The 16,720-nt window shown below is 70.6% G+C and carries 15 protein-coding genes; 8 read left to right on the top strand and 7 right to left on the bottom strand.

Translation table 11 applies throughout. From position 1 onward, the window contains the following. The first annotated feature begins 162 nt into the window (after positions 1-162). Positions 163-813, top strand: a complete 651-nt coding sequence (locus KLK06_RS49050; protein ID WP_214642652.1) for a response regulator transcription factor — start codon at positions 163-165, stop codon at positions 811-813. Here KLK06_RS49050 and KLK06_RS49045 read toward each other — a convergent pair. The 5 genes from KLK06_RS49045 to KLK06_RS49025 form a co-directional block, all read right to left on the bottom strand. Beyond that, positions 805-1,944, bottom strand: coding sequence for an MFS transporter (locus KLK06_RS49045; RefSeq protein ID WP_214642651.1), 1,140 nt, complete (start codon positions 1,942-1,944; stop codon positions 805-807). The two genes, KLK06_RS49050 and KLK06_RS49045, sit on opposite strands and share 9 nt — an antisense overlap. Further along, positions 1,941-2,705 carry an SDR family NAD(P)-dependent oxidoreductase gene (locus KLK06_RS49040; RefSeq protein WP_214642650.1) on the bottom strand — a complete coding sequence of 255 codons (765 nt, stop codon included), beginning with the start codon at positions 2,703-2,705 and terminating at the stop codon, positions 1,941-1,943. The genes KLK06_RS49045 and KLK06_RS49040 overlap by 4 nt, the downstream gene beginning before the upstream one ends. A 13-nt stretch (positions 2,706-2,718) precedes the next feature. Next, positions 2,719-3,516 (bottom strand): family 3 encapsulin nanocompartment shell protein, encoded by a 798-nt coding sequence (locus tag KLK06_RS49035; RefSeq protein ID WP_214642649.1) that lies wholly within the window; start codon positions 3,514-3,516, stop codon positions 2,719-2,721. 27 nt (positions 3,517-3,543) lie between these two features. Further along, positions 3,544-5,328, bottom strand: coding sequence for a carbamoyltransferase C-terminal domain-containing protein (locus KLK06_RS49030; protein WP_214642648.1), 1,785 nt, complete (start codon positions 5,326-5,328; stop codon positions 3,544-3,546). Between the two features lie 117 nt (positions 5,329-5,445). After that, the gene (locus tag KLK06_RS49025; protein ID WP_214642647.1) at positions 5,446-6,801 is read right to left on the bottom strand and encodes an FAD-binding oxidoreductase; all 1,356 of its coding nucleotides are present in this window, start codon (positions 6,799-6,801) and stop codon (positions 5,446-5,448) included. A gap of 159 nt (positions 6,802-6,960) precedes the next feature. Between KLK06_RS49025 and KLK06_RS49020 the strand changes: the two genes are divergently transcribed. From KLK06_RS49020 to KLK06_RS49005, 4 genes are read left to right on the top strand one after another with little or no spacing between them, the layout of a single operon-like run. Beyond that, positions 6,961-8,265 (top strand): DegT/DnrJ/EryC1/StrS aminotransferase family protein, encoded by a 1,305-nt coding sequence (locus KLK06_RS49020; protein WP_214642646.1) that lies wholly within the window; start codon positions 6,961-6,963, stop codon positions 8,263-8,265. 8 nt (positions 8,266-8,273) lie between these two features. Then, positions 8,274-9,170, top strand: a complete 897-nt coding sequence (locus tag KLK06_RS49015; RefSeq protein ID WP_308168782.1) for a sulfotransferase — start codon at positions 8,274-8,276, stop codon at positions 9,168-9,170. Between the two features lie 8 nt (positions 9,171-9,178). Then, positions 9,179-10,741 carry an AMP-binding protein gene (locus KLK06_RS49010; RefSeq protein WP_214642644.1) on the top strand — a complete coding sequence of 521 codons (1,563 nt, stop codon included), beginning with the start codon at positions 9,179-9,181 and terminating at the stop codon, positions 10,739-10,741. A gap of 2 nt (positions 10,742-10,743) precedes the next feature. Continuing rightward, entirely contained in the window at positions 10,744-11,883 is a 1,140-nt protein-coding gene (locus KLK06_RS49005) for an acyl-CoA dehydrogenase family protein (RefSeq protein ID WP_214642643.1), read from the top strand. Here KLK06_RS49005 and KLK06_RS49000 read toward each other — a convergent pair. Continuing rightward, a complete protein-coding gene (locus KLK06_RS49000; protein WP_214642642.1) occupies positions 11,857-12,549 on the bottom strand; it encodes a nucleoside monophosphate kinase in 693 nt (230 codons plus the stop codon). The genes KLK06_RS49005 and KLK06_RS49000 overlap by 27 nt on opposite strands. A 3-nt stretch (positions 12,550-12,552) precedes the next feature. Then, a complete protein-coding gene (locus KLK06_RS48995; RefSeq protein WP_214642641.1) occupies positions 12,553-13,797 on the bottom strand; it encodes an ROK family protein in 1,245 nt (414 codons plus the stop codon). A 131-nt stretch (positions 13,798-13,928) separates the two neighbouring features. Between KLK06_RS48995 and KLK06_RS48990 the strand changes: the two genes are divergently transcribed. Genes KLK06_RS48990 through KLK06_RS48980 form a run of 3 tightly spaced genes read left to right on the top strand, consistent with a single transcriptional unit; the run spans position 13,929 to position 16,701 of the window. Next, entirely contained in the window at positions 13,929-14,975 is a 1,047-nt protein-coding gene (locus KLK06_RS48990) for a substrate-binding domain-containing protein (RefSeq protein ID WP_214642640.1), read from the top strand. Between the two features lie 8 nt (positions 14,976-14,983). Further along, the gene (locus tag KLK06_RS48985) at positions 14,984-15,958 is read left to right on the top strand and encodes an ABC transporter permease (protein WP_214642639.1); all 975 of its coding nucleotides are present in this window, start codon (positions 14,984-14,986) and stop codon (positions 15,956-15,958) included. Continuing rightward, complete coding sequence (locus KLK06_RS48980; RefSeq protein WP_214642638.1) at positions 15,955-16,701, top strand: ATP-binding cassette domain-containing protein; 747 nt, start codon at positions 15,955-15,957, stop codon at positions 16,699-16,701. The genes KLK06_RS48985 and KLK06_RS48980 overlap by 4 nt, the downstream gene beginning before the upstream one ends. Positions 16,702-16,720 lie beyond the last annotated feature (19 nt).

Genomic DNA, 16,720 nt, shown 5'->3' with positions numbered 1-16,720 from the left:
CTCTACCCGTATGACAGGCCGTCTTACGCACCACTCCAGCTCAGAGTCGAAAAAAGGTCCAAACCCTGATTTTTGGCTTCGTGCCACGGCATAACCGAACAGATGTGACATGCTGCCCAGAAATCACGGAAAAGAGTTCGCATGTACAATGCGTCACTAAGAGTGATTATCTGTGATAAATACGCGATCACCCGGTTCGGCCTATTGACGATCTTGGCGTCCCGGCACGACGTCAACGTGGTCGAGACCACCGACAGCGGAGTCCATGCGATCATGCTCGCCCGCAAGCATCACCCCGAGGTGGTCGTCACCGGACTGACACTGGGCGGGCTGTCCGGACTGGAGCTGATCCAGCGATTACGGGCCGAGAAGCTGGACCCCGAGCCTCGTGTGGTCGTGTTCACCGTCGACCACACCGATCAGACGGTCACCGACGTGCTGCGCGCCGGAGCGAACGGGCTGCTGACCCAGGATTCCACCCAGGACGAGGTCGTCGCCGTCATCAGGGCGGCGGGCCGGGGGCAGACCATGCTCTCCCCCGTGGTGACGCAGCGGCTGGTCGACTGGTTCAGGCAGCGGGAGCCCCCTCCCGCCGAGCTGGACCAGCCCACGCTGGCCGGGCTGACGCCGCGCGAGCAGCAGGTTCTGCTCCTGGTCGCGCAGGGCCGGTCGACCGAGGAGGTGGCGGGTGAGTTGTACATCGGGGTCAGTACGGTACGCACCCATCTGCACCGGCTCCGCGCGAAGTTGAAGGCCAAGGACCGGGCCCAGTTGGTCTCCTTCGCCTACCGCTCCGGCCTCATGTCAACCTGACCGGTCCGGCCGTACAGAGACCGGACGTGTCGCCAGCGGGCCGAGGGCCAGGGAGCCGAGCACCACGACCGCGGCCAACGCGAACGTCCCCGGATAGCTGATGTCCGCGACCACCCCGCCGACCAGCCCCGCGAGCCCGAAGAAGATGTCGTACAGCGAGCTCAGCGCCCCCAGCGCCGCCCCCCGCTCCGGCTCCGGCGCCCGGCTGATCGTGATCATCGCGAGCGACGGGTAGAGCAGGGTGAACCCGGCCCCCGACAGCACCGCCCCCGCCGCCGCCACCCACCAGCCGGGCGCGAATCCGATCATGGCCAGGCCGACGGCCTCCGCGAGGCTCGACACGACGATGACCGGCATCGGGCCGAGCCGGTCGGGCAGGCGCCCGGCCACGAGCCGCGTCGCGATGTACGCGGCGCTGAAGACGCTCAGCAGCACCGGCCCGTTCGAGATCCCCCTGGCAGCCAGGGCCAGCGCGCCGAAGCCGACCAGCACGCCGTACCCAAAGGCCCCCGCCCCCAGCGCCAGCCCCGGCAGCACCGCCGCGCCCGGGATGAGCTTGCGCGACACGACGGGCAGCCGCGCGCCGGCCGGCAGCCGGCTCAGTACCGCGACGGCGAGGAGCGGCAGGACCACGGCGGCGGCCCATACCGCCGGGTAGGAGCCGAGGCGGTACAGCGACTCGCCCAGGGCGGGACCGGCCATGAAGCCGCCCCACATGGCCAGGCCGTACCAGCCGACGATCTGGCCCCGGCGGCTCTCGGGCGCGAGTTGCACCGTCCACACCGAGCCCGCGGTGAAGAGCAGCGCCTCGGCGATGCCCATGATCAGCCGGGTGGCGATGAGGCCCGGCAGGCCCCACGGGAGCGCGTACATGGCGCCGATGACGGCGGCCAGCGCCGACCCGGCCAGCATCAACCGGCGGCTGCCGAACCGCTGCGCGAGCTGCCCGCCGTAGGGGCGCAGCGCCAGCGTCACCGCCGCGGTCGAGGTGAAGGCTGCGCCGACGGCGAAGGGGGTGCCGCCCAGTTCCTCCGTCACCAGCCGCGGGATCACCGGCACCGCCGCGCCGAACGCCGTGAACGTGGCGAACAGCGCGGCCACCAGCCCGGCGAACGTCCGCGCCCAGGTCATAGGCCGCGGGTGTTGCCGCCGTCCACCAGCAGCACCACGCCCGTGATGAAGGAGGTGTGCTCACTGGCCAGGAACGCGGCGATCGCCCCGAAGTCGCCGGGCCGCCCGATCCTGCGCATCGGCAGGCCCTCCGCCACCCGCGCCAGCGCCGCGTCCGCCTCGTCGCCGAACTGGTGGTCGAGGGCGGGGGTGCGGTGGAAGCCCTGGGCGAGGACGTTCACGGTGATGCCGCGCGGGCCGAGGCTCGGCACCAGCCCCTTGGCGAAGCCCAGCACGCCCAGCCGCGCCACGGCCGACAGGCCGGTCAGGGGCAGCGGCTGGCGTACCGCCTCGGAGGTGAGCATCAGCACCCTGCCCCAGCCGGTGTCCAGGTGGGGCAGGGCGGCCAGCACGACGCTCACGTGCGGGATCGTGTTGTCCTCCAGGGCCCGCCGGTACACGGACACGTCGAACTCCTCCAGCGACCCGTGCGGCACCCCGCCCGAGCTGCTGACCACGATGTGCAGCGAGCCGAACTCGTCGGCGGTGCGCCGCACCCACTTGGCGACGGCCGCCTCGTCGCGCACGTCCACGCTGGTGCTGAGCACCCGTCCCGGTCCGGCGGCGTCGATCTCGGCGTGCGCCCGCGCCAGCCGTACGGGTTCGCGGGCGCAGATGGAGACGTGCGCGCCCTCGGCCGCCAGCGTGCGGGCCACGGCCAGCCCGAGCCCGCTGCTGGCCGCCGCCACGAGCGCGACCCGTCCGTTCAGCCCAAGGTCCATGGTCGGACACCTCTCACGAGACCAGCAGGAAGTGCTGCGGCAGGTGTACTGCCAGCCCGACGCGCGTGCTCGCCTCGATGACCTCGGCGTCCCTGCGCAGCCGCAGCGTGGACTGCGCGGGGTCGAGCAGCGTCACGGCGGCGCGGAAGTCGCCGAGCAGCGCGTCCCCCGTGCCGATCATGCGGGTGCGCGAGACGCGGATGCCGGCCGTCGCCAGCCGGTCGAGCGCCCCGTCGCGGACGAGCTTCCAGTACAGGCCGGGATGGGTCACGATGCCGTCGCACGAGCCGCCGGTCTCCTCGACCTCGGCCGCCGCCGCCGTCAGCACGTCCTCGGGATCTCCGTCGAACGGCGCGTGCCGCGACTCCGCCAGGTGCAGCAGCCCGTCGATCGCGCCGTCGCCCGAGCCGTGCAGCAGGATCTCGTTCTCGACCGTGGACAGCCGGACGAGCACGCGGTAGTCGACGAAGGCGGCGAGCAGGCCGGGCTCGTCGAGCACGCCCTTCGGCACGGGCACGCCGACCTTGACCTCGGTTAGGTCGGCCACGCGGACGCTGGAGGCGAAGACGGACTCGGGCGTCTCGGCGTACGACGTCCCCGAGGGCTCCAGCCGGGGCGGCGGCGCCTCATGGACGTAGGGCACCTGCGCGCCGCCCACCTTCGCGCTCTTCAGCAGGTGCCGGACCGTGTAGCGGGGCCGGGTCTTGAACAGCGGGAACGCCTCGGTCAGCGCCAGCCGGTACGGTACCTCGACGTCGCCGCCGTTCCGCGAGCCGGCCACCGCCCACGCGAACTCCTCGCCAGGAGACATGCCTGTCCCTCCCCGTTGAAATGGTTGTCAACGCTGAGCTGATTTGGTGGCTACAAACCGTCCGAGCACGAGGTAATCCATCTCGGTCTTCAGGAAGCAGTCCATGGCGTCGGCCGGTGAGCACACGATGGGTTCGCCGGCCACGTTGAAGGAGGTGTTGATGAGGCAGGGCACCCCGGTCAGCTCGGTAAAGGCGCGTAGCAACTCCGCCAGCAGCGGGTTGTCGTCCTCGCGGATCGTCTGAATCCTGGACGTGCCGTCGACATGCGTGGCTCCGGGAATCAGGTCGCGGTAGCCGGGCCGTACGGGGAAGACGAACGTCATGTACGGCGAGGCGCGCTTCTTTCCCAGCTCGAACACCTCGGGAGCCACGTCTTCGAGGACGACCGGCGCGAACGGCCGGAAGGGCTCCCGGTGCTTGATCCGGTCGTTGATGATGTCCTTGATATCGCCGAACCGCGGATTGGCCAGGATGCTGCGGTTGCCCAGCGCGCGCGGCCCGTACTCCGTCCGCCCCTGGAACCAGCCGACCACGCACTTCTCCCGCAGCAGCGCCGCCGTTTCCCGCGCGACGTCGCCCGGAGCGAGCTCTCGCCATTCGACGCGCCCCGCGTGGGCGTCGAGCGTGGCGAGGATCTCCTCGTCGCCGTAGGCGGGCCCCAGGTACGGAGAGCCGCTGACCCGCGGCGTGTCGCCCGCCTCCTGACTGGCGTAGAAGGCGGCGCCGATGGCCACGCCGGGATCGCTGGCGCCGAAGCTCACGTCCATCTCGGCGAACCTGGAGCCTTCGAGCAGCTTGGTGTTGTTGACGCAGTTCAGCGCCAGCCCGCCCTCGAACAGCAGCCGCGGCAGCCCGCTGCGCTCCTCCAGCGCGCGTAGTTGGTGGGCCGTCACCGCCTCGACCATCTCCTGGGCGGCCCCGGCGACCCGGACCCGCACGTCGAAGTCCTCCCGGCCGTCCGGGTCCGTGTCGAAGATCCGGTCGAACAGCGCGTAGTAGGCGCGTACGGCCCGCGGCGCGTAGGGAATGGTGTAGCGGCCGTCGCCCGTCAGCTCCACCACGTGCTTGAGCAGCGGGTTGGGCTCCGGCGGCGGGCCGTAGCCGGCCAGGCCCATGACCTTGTACTCGTCATTGTTGGGGACGAAGCCGAGATACCTGGTCAGCACCGCGAACAGCAGGGCGAGCGAGTTGTCCCCGTCGACGGTCGCGTCGTCGAACACCCGCACCTTGCCGTCGCGCACCTCGCCGAGGATCGCCGACAGCCACTCCGCCCGGCCGTCGCTGACCACGAATGCCGCGTCCCCGCCTCCGGACAGGTGGTATCCCGTCATCAGGTGGGCGATGTGATGCGGCACCGTGACCAGCTTCTCGGCCGTCAGCGGGTATCCGGTGTGCTCGTGGAAGTCGGCGAGAATGGCCTGCCCGCTGAATATCCGGGTGTAGGTGTCGTCGAGCCGCCGCAGCCTGGCGAATTTCTTGTCCACCGGCGCGTCGGCGTCCACGATCTCGGCGATCATGTTGTTCATGACGTCCTGGGAGAAACGCCAGGAATGCGCGAAGACATCGACCTCGTCGAATGACTTACCGGCCTCCCTTAAAACCCATGCGATGGCGTTGACCGGAAACCTGGCGGTCTTCTTCTCGCGATTGAGCCGCTCCTCCTCGACGGCCGCGACCAATTCACCGTCCACCATGAGGGCCGCTGAGGAATCGTGACCGTAGAGCATGTGACGGTCGATTCCCGTCGACCCGTAATAACGCGCGAAGAGTTCGGCGACCTTACCGAACCCGTTGTATCCGAGGACGATCACGAGAACTCCTTGGCGGTGAAGGACCCGAGTGCCACCAGTGAAGGTCATGGCGCCCTGGACGGCGTCCACTTGGCGATGACCCGGGAGGCGACGCATCGTTGAGCCGGTGGACGCGGCTCAGCGGACGGCCGAGGGCGCGACGTTGTAGTTGCCGCGGAAGAAATTGTCCGGATCCAGCCGCCGTTTGACCGAGGTCAGCCGGTCGAAGGCCGCCTCGCCGAAGGTCTTCCTGGCCCGCTCGCCGGTGGACGCATAGTTGATGTATCCGTCACCCCAGCGGCCGTACGGCTCGGCGACCTCCGCGACGGACCGCGCCCACGCGATCTGCTCCGCGTCGGCGGCCGGGTCGGCCCAGATCGCCGTGCCCGTGACGTTGAAGCCCGCGTCGCGGAAGGGCACGGCCGTGGCCTCGGCGGGCACCCGCCGCACCGCGCCGTGCAGCGCCTCGACGAGGATCCCGTCCCTGAAGGGGCCCAGCCACCGGCCGGCCAGGAACCGTTCGACCAGCGCGTCGGCCAGCTCGTCCGGCAAGGCGTCGGCGAAGCGGGCGCTCCAGTAGTGCCTGAGCCCGAACGCCAGGCGGCCGAGCGTGGCCTGCAGCGAGAGGTACGACCTGGGCATGAGCTGCCAGTCGAGGAGCTCCGGCCCGCGTAGCCGCTTCTCCAGCGCCGCCCGGTATCCCTCGTCCTCACCGCTGTAGGCCACGCAGATCACCGCCGCCGGAACGTGCGTGGGACCGTACCTCTTCAGCAGCAGCGTGCAGGTGAGCTCGTCGGGCGCGTCGAGCATGAGGTCGCGGAACAGGCGCACGGCCGGCCCGAGCTCGGCGCGCGGATAGGCGACGCAGCCCCCGTACAGCAGGCCCACCGGGTACGTCCGGAAGCGGAACGCCGCCACCACGCCGAAGTTGTGACCCGCGCCGCGCAGCGCCCAGTCGAGCTCGGGATCGCGCTCCGCGTCCACCTCGACCACCTCCCCGGCGGCCGTGACGAGCTGATAGGAGAGCACGTTGTCGCAGGTCAGGCCATATCTGCCCATCAGGTGGCCGAGGCCGCCGCCCAGGGTCAGGCCGCCGACGCCGGTGGTGTCGAAGGTGCCGCCCGTGGTGGCCAGCCCGTACGCCGTGGTCGCCAGGTCCAGTTGGCTCCAGGTGGCGCCGCCGCCCACCGTGGCGGTGCGTTCTCGCGGATCGACCGTCACCGCGCTCATCAGCCGCAGGTCGATGACCAGCCCGTCATCGACGGAGGCGTAGCCGGCGACGTTGTGCCCGCCGCCGCGCACCGCCGTGACCAGGCCGGCCTCGCGGGCAGTGCGGATCACCGCGCGCAGCTCCGCGACGTCGCGCGGCAGGCAGATCAGCCGGGGCCGCAGATCGTGCATGCCGTTGAAGAGCAGCCGCAACTCGTCATAAGCGGAGTGGCCGGGACCGACCACCCGATCGGGACACGCGGCGTTCAGTGCGGAGACCGTCACAGGCTTGTTCCTTTCTCGGGCCTAGGTTCTTCGACGGCTTATCACGCATTTGTGACACACGCGAGGGGGGTTGCCTTTCCCGGGATCTGCGGCGATAGTCGGCTCTTAGCTCCATCGCGCAATTCACTACGTTATTTGCACAACAGATTCGAGGGACCGGTGAATCCACCCCTGACCACCTGGCCCACTTATGACAAGGGTGATGTCTTCCTCAGCCCGGAGGACATCGCCGCAGCCATGGAGGCGCTCCGCGCCCAGTTGTTCTTCCGTTACGATTTCCGACCGCATGAGGAGACATTTACCGGGCGCTTCGAACGACGGCTGTGCGAGGTGTTCGGCGCCCGGCACGCGCTGGCCTGCGCCAGCGGCACCACCGCGATCACGCTGAGCCTGCTCGCACTCCAACTGCCCGCCGGCTCGCCGATCGCCTGCCCCGCGTTCACCTTCGCGGCCACGCCGAGCGCGATCCTGCTGGCCGGGCACCGGCCGGTGCTCGTGGAGTGCGACGAGAACCTGCACCTTGACGTGCGCGACCTGCGCCGGGTGCTGGACGAGGGCGCCAAGGCGGTCGTCGTGGTGCACATGCGCGGCTTCGCCAGCGACATGCCGGAAATATGCCGACTGGCCGAGGAGTACGGCGCCTTCGTGGTCGAGGACGCGGTGCCCGCGCTCGGCGCGCGGCTCGATGGCCGCTACCTGGGCACGTTCGGCCACTTCGGTGCCTTCAGCACCCAGTCCGACAAGTCGCTCAACACCGGAGAAGGCGGGTTTCTGCTCACCGACGACCCCGAAGCGTACGCCCGCGCGGTGGTCTACAGCGGCGCGTACGAAGGCCGGATGGCCCGCCACTTCCCGGGAAAGGTCCCGGACGTCGACGACCGGGCGTTCCCCATCTTCAGCTTCCGCATGGACGAGATCAGGGCGGCGCTCGCCGGAGCCCTGCTCCAGCGGCTGCCCGACCGGCTGGCCGCCCATCACCGCAACTACGACTACGTGGCCGAACGGCTCGCGGACCTCGACGGGATCGCGCTGCGGCAGCCGGTGGCGCCCGGCGCGTACCTCGGCGAGGCGCTGGTGTTCCGGCTGCCGGGGGCCACGCCGCGGGAGTGCGCGGCGTTCGCCGGGGCCGTCGCGGCCGAGGGGGTCGACGCCCGCGCGCTCGGCGACCGCGACGACGTCAACGTCCGCGCCTTCTGGAACTGGCGGTTCCTGCTCGGCGACGACCCGGACGCCGCGCGGAGCCGCTTCCCGGCCTCGGCGCGCTACGTCAGCGAGGCGATCGACATCCCGCTCTCGGCCAACCTGGACCTCGCCGCCTGCGACCGCCTGGTGACCGCCGTCAGAAAGGCCGCCGCCGGAAGGCCCGCCGCCGAGAACGCCACCGTCAGGGAGCCTGCCGCCGAGAACACCGCCGGGAAGGCCGTCGTCGAGACCGCCGCCGCCGGACGGGCCGCGAGCCGATGACGCCGAGGGTGCTCTATGTCACGGGCTGGTGCAGGTCGGGCAGCACGCTCCTCGGCAACCTGCTCAACGAGCTGCCGGGCGTCGCGCACGTGGGCGAGCTCAACTACCTGTGGTCCAACGGCGTGCTCGGCACCGGCACCAACAGCACCTGCGGCTGCGGCAAGGACCTTCTGGACTGCGACGTGTGGCGGCAGGTCCTGCTCGAGCTGGACGGCCCCGCCATCGCGACGGAGATGATCGGGCTGCACAACGCCTGCCTGCGCACCCGCTTCACCCACGAGCGCCTGCGCGAGGCCCGCGGCCTGGCCCGGCCGCCGCGCGACGTGCGGCGCATCAGCGAGGTCAAGCGGCGGCTCTACACCGCGATCGGCGAGGTGCTCGGCGCCGAGCTGATCGTCGACACCTCCAAGTTCCCCGCCGAGGCGGCCCACCTCATGGGCCTGCCCGACCTGAGCCCCCAGGTCCTGCACATGGTGCGCGACCCCAGGGCGACCGCCTACTCGTGGCACCGCGCCAAGGGCTACATCCCGGCCATGAGCCCCCTGCGCAGCAGCACGTACTGGACCGGCTTCAACGCGGCGTCGGAGTGGATCGCGAGCGCCTTCCCCGTCAGGTGCCTCAGGCTCAGGTACGAGGACTTCGCCGCCCGGCCCGCCGAGACGATCGGCCAGGTCATGGCGTGGGCGGGTCTCGCGCCGCCCGGCCCGGTGATCGACGGGGGCACCGCCCGGCTCGGCGTCAACCACACCGTGACGGGCAACCCCGACCGGTTGCGTACCGGGCCCGTGACCATCAGGCCCGACGACGCCTGGCGTACCGCCCTGCCGGCCTCGAGCCTCGCGCTGAGCACCCTCGCCGCACTGCCGCTCATGGGCAGGTACGGCTACCACCTGGACAACCGGTAGGAGGACGCATGGAGTGGCGGAGCGACGCCGAGCACTGCTACCGGGAGGGCTGGTGGCGGGACGCCACGCCCCTGGACGATCTCCGGCGGGCGGTGGAGCGCTCCCCCGGGCGCGTGGCGATCACGGCGCACCAGGCGGGCGCCGACGAGCTGGTCAAACTGACGTACGCGGATCTGTCCCGCCTGGTGGAACGGTTCGCCGGGGCCCTGACCGAGCTGGGCGTCGGCCCGGGCGACGTGGTCGCGCTCCAACTGCCGAACTGGTGGCAGTTCCCGCCGCTCGCGCTCGCCTGCATGCGGGTCGGCGCGGCGGTCAACCCCATCATCCCGATCCTCCGCAGACGCGAGGTCGGCTTCATGCTGGAACGTACGGAAGCGAAGGTCTGCGTCGCGCCCGCGTCGTTCCGCGGCTTCGACCACGCCGGGATGCTCGCGGAGATCGCCAAGGAGGTGCCGACGCTGCGGCACGCGGTGACCATCGGCGGCGGCCCGCTCGACTTCGACGACGTCTTCATGGCCGGCCGCGACGTCCGGCACGGGCAACTGGCAGCGAGCCCGGACGACCTGGCCCAGGTGATGTTCACCTCGGGCACGACGGGCGAGCCCAAGGGCGTCATGCACACCCACAACACGCTGTACGCCGGCATCCGCACCGAGGCCGAGGCCCTCGGGCTGGACGAGGATCTGGTCGTCCACATGGGATCGCCGCTCACCCACCAGGCCGGGTACCTCTACTGCTTCCTGATGCCGCTCCAGCTCGGCGGCCGGGCGGTGTTCCAGGACGTGTGGGACCCGGACGTCATGCTCGGCCTGGTCGAGTCGGAAGGCGTCAACTTCGGCATGGGCGCCACCACGTTCGTGGTCGACGCCATCGCCGCGCAGCGGGCCCGCCCCCGGGACCTGAAGACCCTCGGCTCCTTCGCCTGCGGCGGGTCGCCCATCCCGCCGAAGGTGGTGGAGGAGGCGGGCGAGGTGCTCGGTGTGCGCATGTACGCGCTGTGGGGCATGACGGAGAACGCCACGGTCACCATCACCCGCCCCGAGGACCCGCCGGATCTCGCCGCGCGCTCCGACGGCCGGCCCGCGCCGTGGATGCGGGTCCGGATCGACGGCGACCGGCTTCAGGTACGCGGCGCGAACCAGTGCGTCGGCTACTGGAAGCGCCCGGACCTGTACGGCGAGGCCCTCACCCCCGACGGCTGGTTCGACACGGGCGACCTCGCCAGGGACGACGGCCACGACGGCATCCGGATCACCGGCCGGGCCAAGGACCTGATCGTCAGGGGCGGGGAGAAGATCCCCGTGGTCGAGGTGGAGGCCGCGTTGTGGCGGCACCCGCGGATCAAGGAGGCCGCGCTGGTGGCCTATCCCGACGAGCGGCTCGGCGAGCGGGCGTGCGCCTTCGTCGTCCCGGCTGGCGAGCCGCCGTCGCTGGCCGACGTACAGCGGCATCTGGAGCGGCTCGGCATGGCCCGGCAGTTCTGGCCAGAACGCCTGACGGTCGTGGCCGAGCTGCCGAAGACGGCGTCGGGCAAGGTGCAGAAGTTCGAGCTGCGGGAACGGATGGGCTGAGTATGGACTTCGCGTTCGACGACGAGCAGGAGCGGCTGCGCGCCCGGGTGCGCGACTTCGCGGCCGAGCGCCTCGCCCCGCACTACCAGTCCGACGACCGCGCCGCGGCCATGCGCCCCGAGCTGCCCGGCGAGCTGGCCCGCATGGGCCTGCTCGGCCTGCGCGTCCACCGGGAGTACGGCGGTTCGGGCGCCGACGCCGTGACCACGGGCCTGGTGCTCGAAGAGCTGGCCCGCGCCGACGTGAACAGCTGCTACCTGGTGCTCAACGCCGCGCTCGTGGCCGACATCCTGCAGGCCAACGCCTCGCCGGAGCAGCGGGCCGACTGGCTGCCCGCCCTGGCCTCGGGGGACCTGATCCCGGCCATCTGCCTGACGGAGCCCGAGCACGGATCGGACGCCGCCGCCATCGAGTTCCGCGCCACCCCCCAGGACAGCGCCTGGCTGCTGGACGGCGAGAAGACCTCGATCATGCTCGGCATGACCGCCACGCACGGCCTGGTCTTCGCCAGGACGGGCGGTCCGGGGGCGCGCGGCGTCACCGCCTTCCTCGCCGATCTGGCGTCCGCCAAGCGGGAGGCGTTCACCGACCTCGGCAACCGCGCCGCGGGCCGCGCCCACCTGACCTTCGACGGCCTGTCCGCCGGGCCCGAGACGATCGTGGGCGGCGAGGGCCTCGGGTTCGTCCAGGTCATGCGGGGTTTCGACTATTCGCGGGCGCTGATCGCGTTGATGGCGACGGGCACCGCGCAGGCGGCGATCGACGACGCGCTGGAGCGGGCGCGCACGCGCATCGCCTTCGGCCGCCCGCTCGGCGCCTTCCAGGGGCTCAGTTTCCCCCTGGTCGAGTACGCCACGCAGCTTCGCGCGGGCCGGGCGCTCTGCTACGAGGCGCTGTGGCGCAAAGACCAGGGGCTCCCCCACACGACCGAGGCGAACATGGTCAAGTGGTGGGTGCCGAGGATGGCCGCGGACGCCGTCCAGCAGGCGCTGCTCACGTTCGGGCAGGCCGGCTACTCGGAGGAGCTGCGGCAGGCGCAGCGGCTGCGGGACGTGATCGCGCTGCAGATCGCCGACGGCACCGCCCAGATCACCAAGCTGGTCGTCGCCCGGCAGCTACTCGGCCGCGACTTCGCGCCCTGAATCCGCCTTTTCCGACTTCTCCGGGACGTACGGCGGGAGGTTGAGGCGGGCGCGGATGCTCCGCTGGACGGTCACCTTGTCGTCGCGGGCGTCGACCGTCGTGACGTACTCCTTGCCGCGGAACAGCTCCACGACCGGGTCGATCTTGTCGTGGTATTCGCGCAGCCGCGTGGCGAGCGCGTCCGGGGCGTCGTCCTCGCGGGTGACGAGCTCGCCGCCGCACACGTCGCATCTGCCCTCGGTCGCGGGCCGGTGGGCGATCAGGTTGTAGTCCATGCCGCAGCGTGAGCACAGCCGCCTGGCCAGGACCCGCCGCCGCACCTCGTCGTCGGGCAGGTCGAGGTGGATGACGCCGTCGATGTCGTAGCTCTCCAGGAAGAACTCCGCCTGCCGCCGGCTGCGTGGGAAGCCGTCGATGATGAAGCCGAAGTTCCAGTCGTGCTGCTGGAGGCGCTCCCTGACCACGTCCTCGACCAGGTCGTCGCCCACGAGCTCGCCGGCCGCGACCAGCCGGCGGACCTGGGCGCCGAGCTTGGTGTGGCTCTTGACGTGCCAGCGGAAGATGTCGCCGACGCTGATGTGCACCAGGTCGAGATCGGTGGCCAGCAAGGTGCTCTGGGTGCCCTTGCCGCTGCCCTGCACGCCCAAGATCACGTATTTCCGCATGTCTCATTCTCCGTCGGGGACGGGGAGCATGATCTTACTGCCCGCGCCACCGCGATCGACGAGTTCCTGGACCCGCTGGGGAGAGTAGATCCCGTCCACGAGGAGCTGCGCGAGCCCGAGTATGCCCGCGTTGGGGTCGAGGTCGCTGCGGACGATCTGCAGATTGCGGGTGGCCAGCGGCAGGGACCGCCGGTAGACGATCTCGCGGATGCCGGCGAACAACTGCTCGTCGGTGTGCGCGAGCTGGCCGCCGATCGCGATGATGCGCGGGTTGAACAGGTTGACGGTGTCGGCGATGGCGCCGCCGAGTATGCGGGCCGCGCGCCGCGCGAGCCGTACCGCGACCAGGTCGCCGGAGCGGATCAGCCGCACAGCGTCGTCGACGCTGGCGATGTCGCGGCCCGCCGCCTGGAGATCGCGGACAAGCGCCCAGCCCCCCGTGTACGCCTCCACGCAGCCGACGTTGCCGCACCGGCAGAGCGGCGGCTCGGCCACGTCGTCGACCACGACCTGGATGTGGCCGATGTCGCCGGCCGCGCCGTCGGCCCCCCGGTGCACCTGGCCGCCGGCGATGAGGCCGGTGCCGATGCCGGTGCCGATCTTGACCATGAGCAGGTGCGGGACCTCGGGGTAGCGCAGGCGCTGCTCGCCGAAGGCCATCGCGTTGACGTCCTTGTCGACCAGCACCGGGCAGTTGTAGTGGGCGGTGAACCAGCCCGGGATGTCGAAGCGGTCCCAGCCGGTCATGATCGGCGGGCTGACCACCCGCCCGCTCGCGAAGTCGACCGGACCGGGCACGTCGATGCCGATGCCGAGCACGTCGCCGGGTGCGTGGCCGCGCTCGTCGAGCAGCTCGGCGAACAGCTTGGACACGATCGTGAGGATCGCCGTCGGGCCGCTCGTCACGTCGGCGCGGACGTCGCGTTCGGCCCGCACCTCCCCGCCCAGGTCGCACACGGCGGTGCGCAGGCCGGTGGCGCCCACGTCGGCCACCAGCAGCACGCCCCGGCCGCGGTTGACGACGAACTGGCCGGCGGGCCGGCCGCCCGTGCGCGCCTCCGTGGGCGCGGGCATGAGCAGTCCGGCGGCCAGCAGCCCGTCGAGGCGCTGGTTGACCGTCGTGCGTGACAGGCCGGTATGCCGCATGACGTCGGCTTTCGTGAGCCCATCGGGGATGTCGCGGAACAAGCTGAGGATCTCCCCTGAGCTGACTCCCATCCGCAGGGTGGACACGCCTGTTATGGCCATTCGTCCACTCTATCGGCGACCGCGAGTACTCGTAAGTCAAGAAAGTTTCGTCTTAAAAAGTCGAAAGAAGGGTTGTCAGTCTTCAGAAGTAGCACATACGGTCATCCCATCGACGCCGAAAGGGGCATCCGATGCATATGACCTCGCATCGCAGGCGAGGGGCAGCGGTCACCGCCGTCCTGGCGGCCGGAACGCTGGCTCTGGGAGCGTGCGGCTCCAGCGTGTCCGCCGGTTCGACCGAGGCGAGCTCCAGCACCGCGGTTCCGAACGTCGCCGCGGTGATCAAGGGGCTGGACAACCCGTTCTTCCAGACGATGAAGCAGGGCATGGACGAGCAGGCCAAGGCGGGCGGCGTGGCCCTCACGGTCCAGGCGGCCACCTCCATCACCGACACCACCGGGCAGGCGGACAAGCTCAACGGCCTGGCCGGGCAGCCCTTCTCGTGCTTCGTGGTCAACCCGATCACGGGCACCAACCTGATCCAGGGCCTGGCCAAGATCGGCGCGCAGAACAAGCCCATCGTCAACATCGACAGCCCGATCGACCCCGGTGCGGCCAACAGCGCCAACGTCAAGCTGGCCACCTACATCGGCACCGACAACGGCGAGGCGGGCACGATGGCCGGGCAGCGGATGAGCCAGCTCGTGCCCTCCGGCGGTGACGTCGCGATCGTCGGCGGCATATCGGGCGACGTCACCAGCGGCGCCAGGGTCGAGGGGTTCCAGCAGGGCATCGGCAACAAGTTCAAGGTCGTCCAGACGGTCGCCGCCAACTGGGATCGCCAGACCGCGCTCACCGCCGCGACCGACCTCCTGCGCGCGCACCCGGACCTGAAGGGCTTCTTCGTCGCCAACGACGACATGGGGCTCGGTGTGTCGCGGGCCATCGCCAACGCCGGCCAGACGGGGAAGGTGAAGGTCATCAGCGTCGACGGCATCAAGGACGCCCTCGAAGCGGTCAAGGCCGGCACGCTGGACGGCACCGTCGCCCAGTACCCGTACGCCATGGGCCTGATGGGCATCGAGGCGTGCCAGGCCGCCACGGCGGGCAAGACGCTGCCGGGCACGGTGAAGTCCCCGGTCGAGCTGGTCACCAAGGACAACGCGGACAAGGCGCTGGCGGCCACGCCCAAGCCGTTCGGCGCCTACGTCGACCCGTTCAAGAGCCTCATCCCGTAGGGACAGAGATGGCAAACACTGCAATCGCCGCACCCGAGCACGGAGCCTGGACCGCGCGTCTGAAGGACGTCGGCTTCTGGGCCGAGTGGGCGGCCCTCGTCGGGCTGATCGTCCTGGTGATCGTCTTCCAGGCGCTGAACCCGACGTTCCTCAGCGCGGGCAACATCGCGTCGATGCTGGTCGCCGCCGCCATCCTGATCATCCTGAGCGTGGGCCAGACGTTCGTCATCGCCACGGCGGGCATCGACCTGTCGATCGCCTCCACGATGACCTTGGGCGCGGTGGCCTTCGGCCAGGTCTACTCGATGGGCATGGGCCTGGCGCTGTCGTGCCTGGCGGCCATCGTCGCCTCTGGCCTGGTCGGCGTGCTCAACGGAGTGATCGTCGCCCGTGGCAAGATCACCGACTTCATCGTCACGCTCGGCACCCTTTCGGCGGCCTCCGGGCTGGCGCTGATCCTCTCCGACGGCAAGCCTGTGACGATCATCGACGCGACGCTGCTCGGGCTGTCGACCGGCGGGCTCGGGATCTTCGGCTGGTCGTTCGTCATCGCGGCGGTCGTCGCGGTGCTGGCGCACGTCCTGCTGTTCCACACCCGGTTCGGCACGCACCTGCTGGCCACGGGCGGCGCTGCGGAGTCCGCGACGGCCATGGGGATCAGCACCCAGCGCGTGAAGATCGCCGTCTACACGATCTCCGGCGTGCTCGCCGGGCTCGGGGCCATCCTGCTGGTCGCCCGGATCGGCGCGGCCGAGCCGGCCGCCAACACCGCCTTCCTGCTCAACTCCGTGGCCGCGGTCGTGCTCGGCGGGGTGAGCCTGTTCGGCGGGCGCGGCAGCATCATCGGCCCGGTCATCGGCGCGCTCCTGCTCATCGCGCTGGTCAACGGGCTGACGCTGCTCGGCGTCTCGCAGTTCTACCAGCCCCTCGCCGTCGGCATCGTCGTGGTGCTGGCCGCGCTCCTGACAAGGTTCCAGCGATGACGAACACCCTGCTCGAATGCCGGAACGTGTCCCTGTCGTTCGGCAACGTCCGCGCCCTCGCCGACGTCTCGCTCTCCCTGCGCCAAGGCGAGATCACCGCCCTGGTCGGCGACAACGGCGCGGGCAAGTCCACGCTGGTCCGCTGCGTCTCCGGCATCCACCGGCCGGACAACGGCCACATCATCTTCGACGGGGAAGAGACCGACTTCCACTCCCCCGACGAAGCCCGCAAGGCCGGCATCGAGACCGTCCACCAGAACCTGGCCCTCGTCGAGGACCTCACCGTGTGGCAGAACCTCTTCCTCAACCGCGAACTCGTCCGCGGGTTCGGTCCCATCGCGTTCCTGGACCGGCGGGCGATGCAGGCCCGCGCGCGGGAGATGGTCTCCACGCTCGCGGTCAACGTCCCCGCGGTGAAGTCCCGCGTCCGGCGGCTGTCCGGCGGGCAGCGCCAGGCCGTCGCCATCTGCCGCGCGGCGGGCTTCAGCTCCCGGCTCGTCATCATGGACGAGCCGACGGCCGCGCTCGGCGTCCAGGAGACGGCCCGGGTCGAGGAGCTCATCCTGCGCCTGCGCGACGAGGGGCACACGGTGCTCCTCATCAGCCACAACTTCGCGCAGGTCATGAAGCTGAGCGACCACGTCTGGGTGATGCGCGCCGGCCGCTGCGTCGGTGGGCGCCGTACGTCCGAGACGAGCGGCGAGGAGATCGTCTCTCTCGTCACCGGGGCCGTCAGCCAGTGAGCCCCTTCCAACGATCAAC

Source organism: Nonomuraea sp. NEAU-A123 (genome assembly GCF_018603905.1).
Lineage (GTDB): Bacteria > Actinomycetota > Actinomycetes > Streptosporangiales > Streptosporangiaceae > Nonomuraea.
This window is presented reverse-complemented; position numbering and strand designations above follow the sequence as displayed.

What these genes read in the sequence shown, in the direction of transcription:
- KLK06_RS49045 (WP_214642651.1), bottom strand. Translation starts at nt 1,944, where the DNA reads ATGACCTGGGCGCGGACGTTCGCCGGGCTGGTGGCCGCGCTGTTCGCC.
- KLK06_RS49040 (WP_214642650.1), bottom strand. Translation starts at nt 2,705, where the DNA reads ATGGACCTTGGGCTGAACGGACGGGTCGCGCTCGTGGCGGCGGCCAGC.
- KLK06_RS49035 (WP_214642649.1), bottom strand. Translation starts at nt 3,516, where the DNA reads ATGTCTCCTGGCGAGGAGTTCGCGTGGGCGGTGGCCGGCTCGCGGAAC.
- KLK06_RS49010 (WP_214642644.1), top strand. Translation starts at nt 9,179, where the DNA reads ATGGAGTGGCGGAGCGACGCCGAGCACTGCTACCGGGAGGGCTGGTGG.
- KLK06_RS49005 (WP_214642643.1), top strand. Translation starts at nt 10,744, where the DNA reads ATGGACTTCGCGTTCGACGACGAGCAGGAGCGGCTGCGCGCCCGGGTG.
- KLK06_RS49000 (WP_214642642.1), bottom strand. Translation starts at nt 12,549, where the DNA reads ATGCGGAAATACGTGATCTTGGGCGTGCAGGGCAGCGGCAAGGGCACC.
- KLK06_RS48995 (WP_214642641.1), bottom strand. Translation starts at nt 13,797, where the DNA reads ATGGCCATAACAGGCGTGTCCACCCTGCGGATGGGAGTCAGCTCAGGG.
- KLK06_RS48990 (WP_214642640.1), top strand. Translation starts at nt 13,929, where the DNA reads ATGCATATGACCTCGCATCGCAGGCGAGGGGCAGCGGTCACCGCCGTC.
- KLK06_RS48985 (WP_214642639.1), top strand. Translation starts at nt 14,984, where the DNA reads ATGGCAAACACTGCAATCGCCGCACCCGAGCACGGAGCCTGGACCGCG.
- KLK06_RS48980 (WP_214642638.1), top strand. Translation starts at nt 15,955, where the DNA reads ATGACGAACACCCTGCTCGAATGCCGGAACGTGTCCCTGTCGTTCGGC.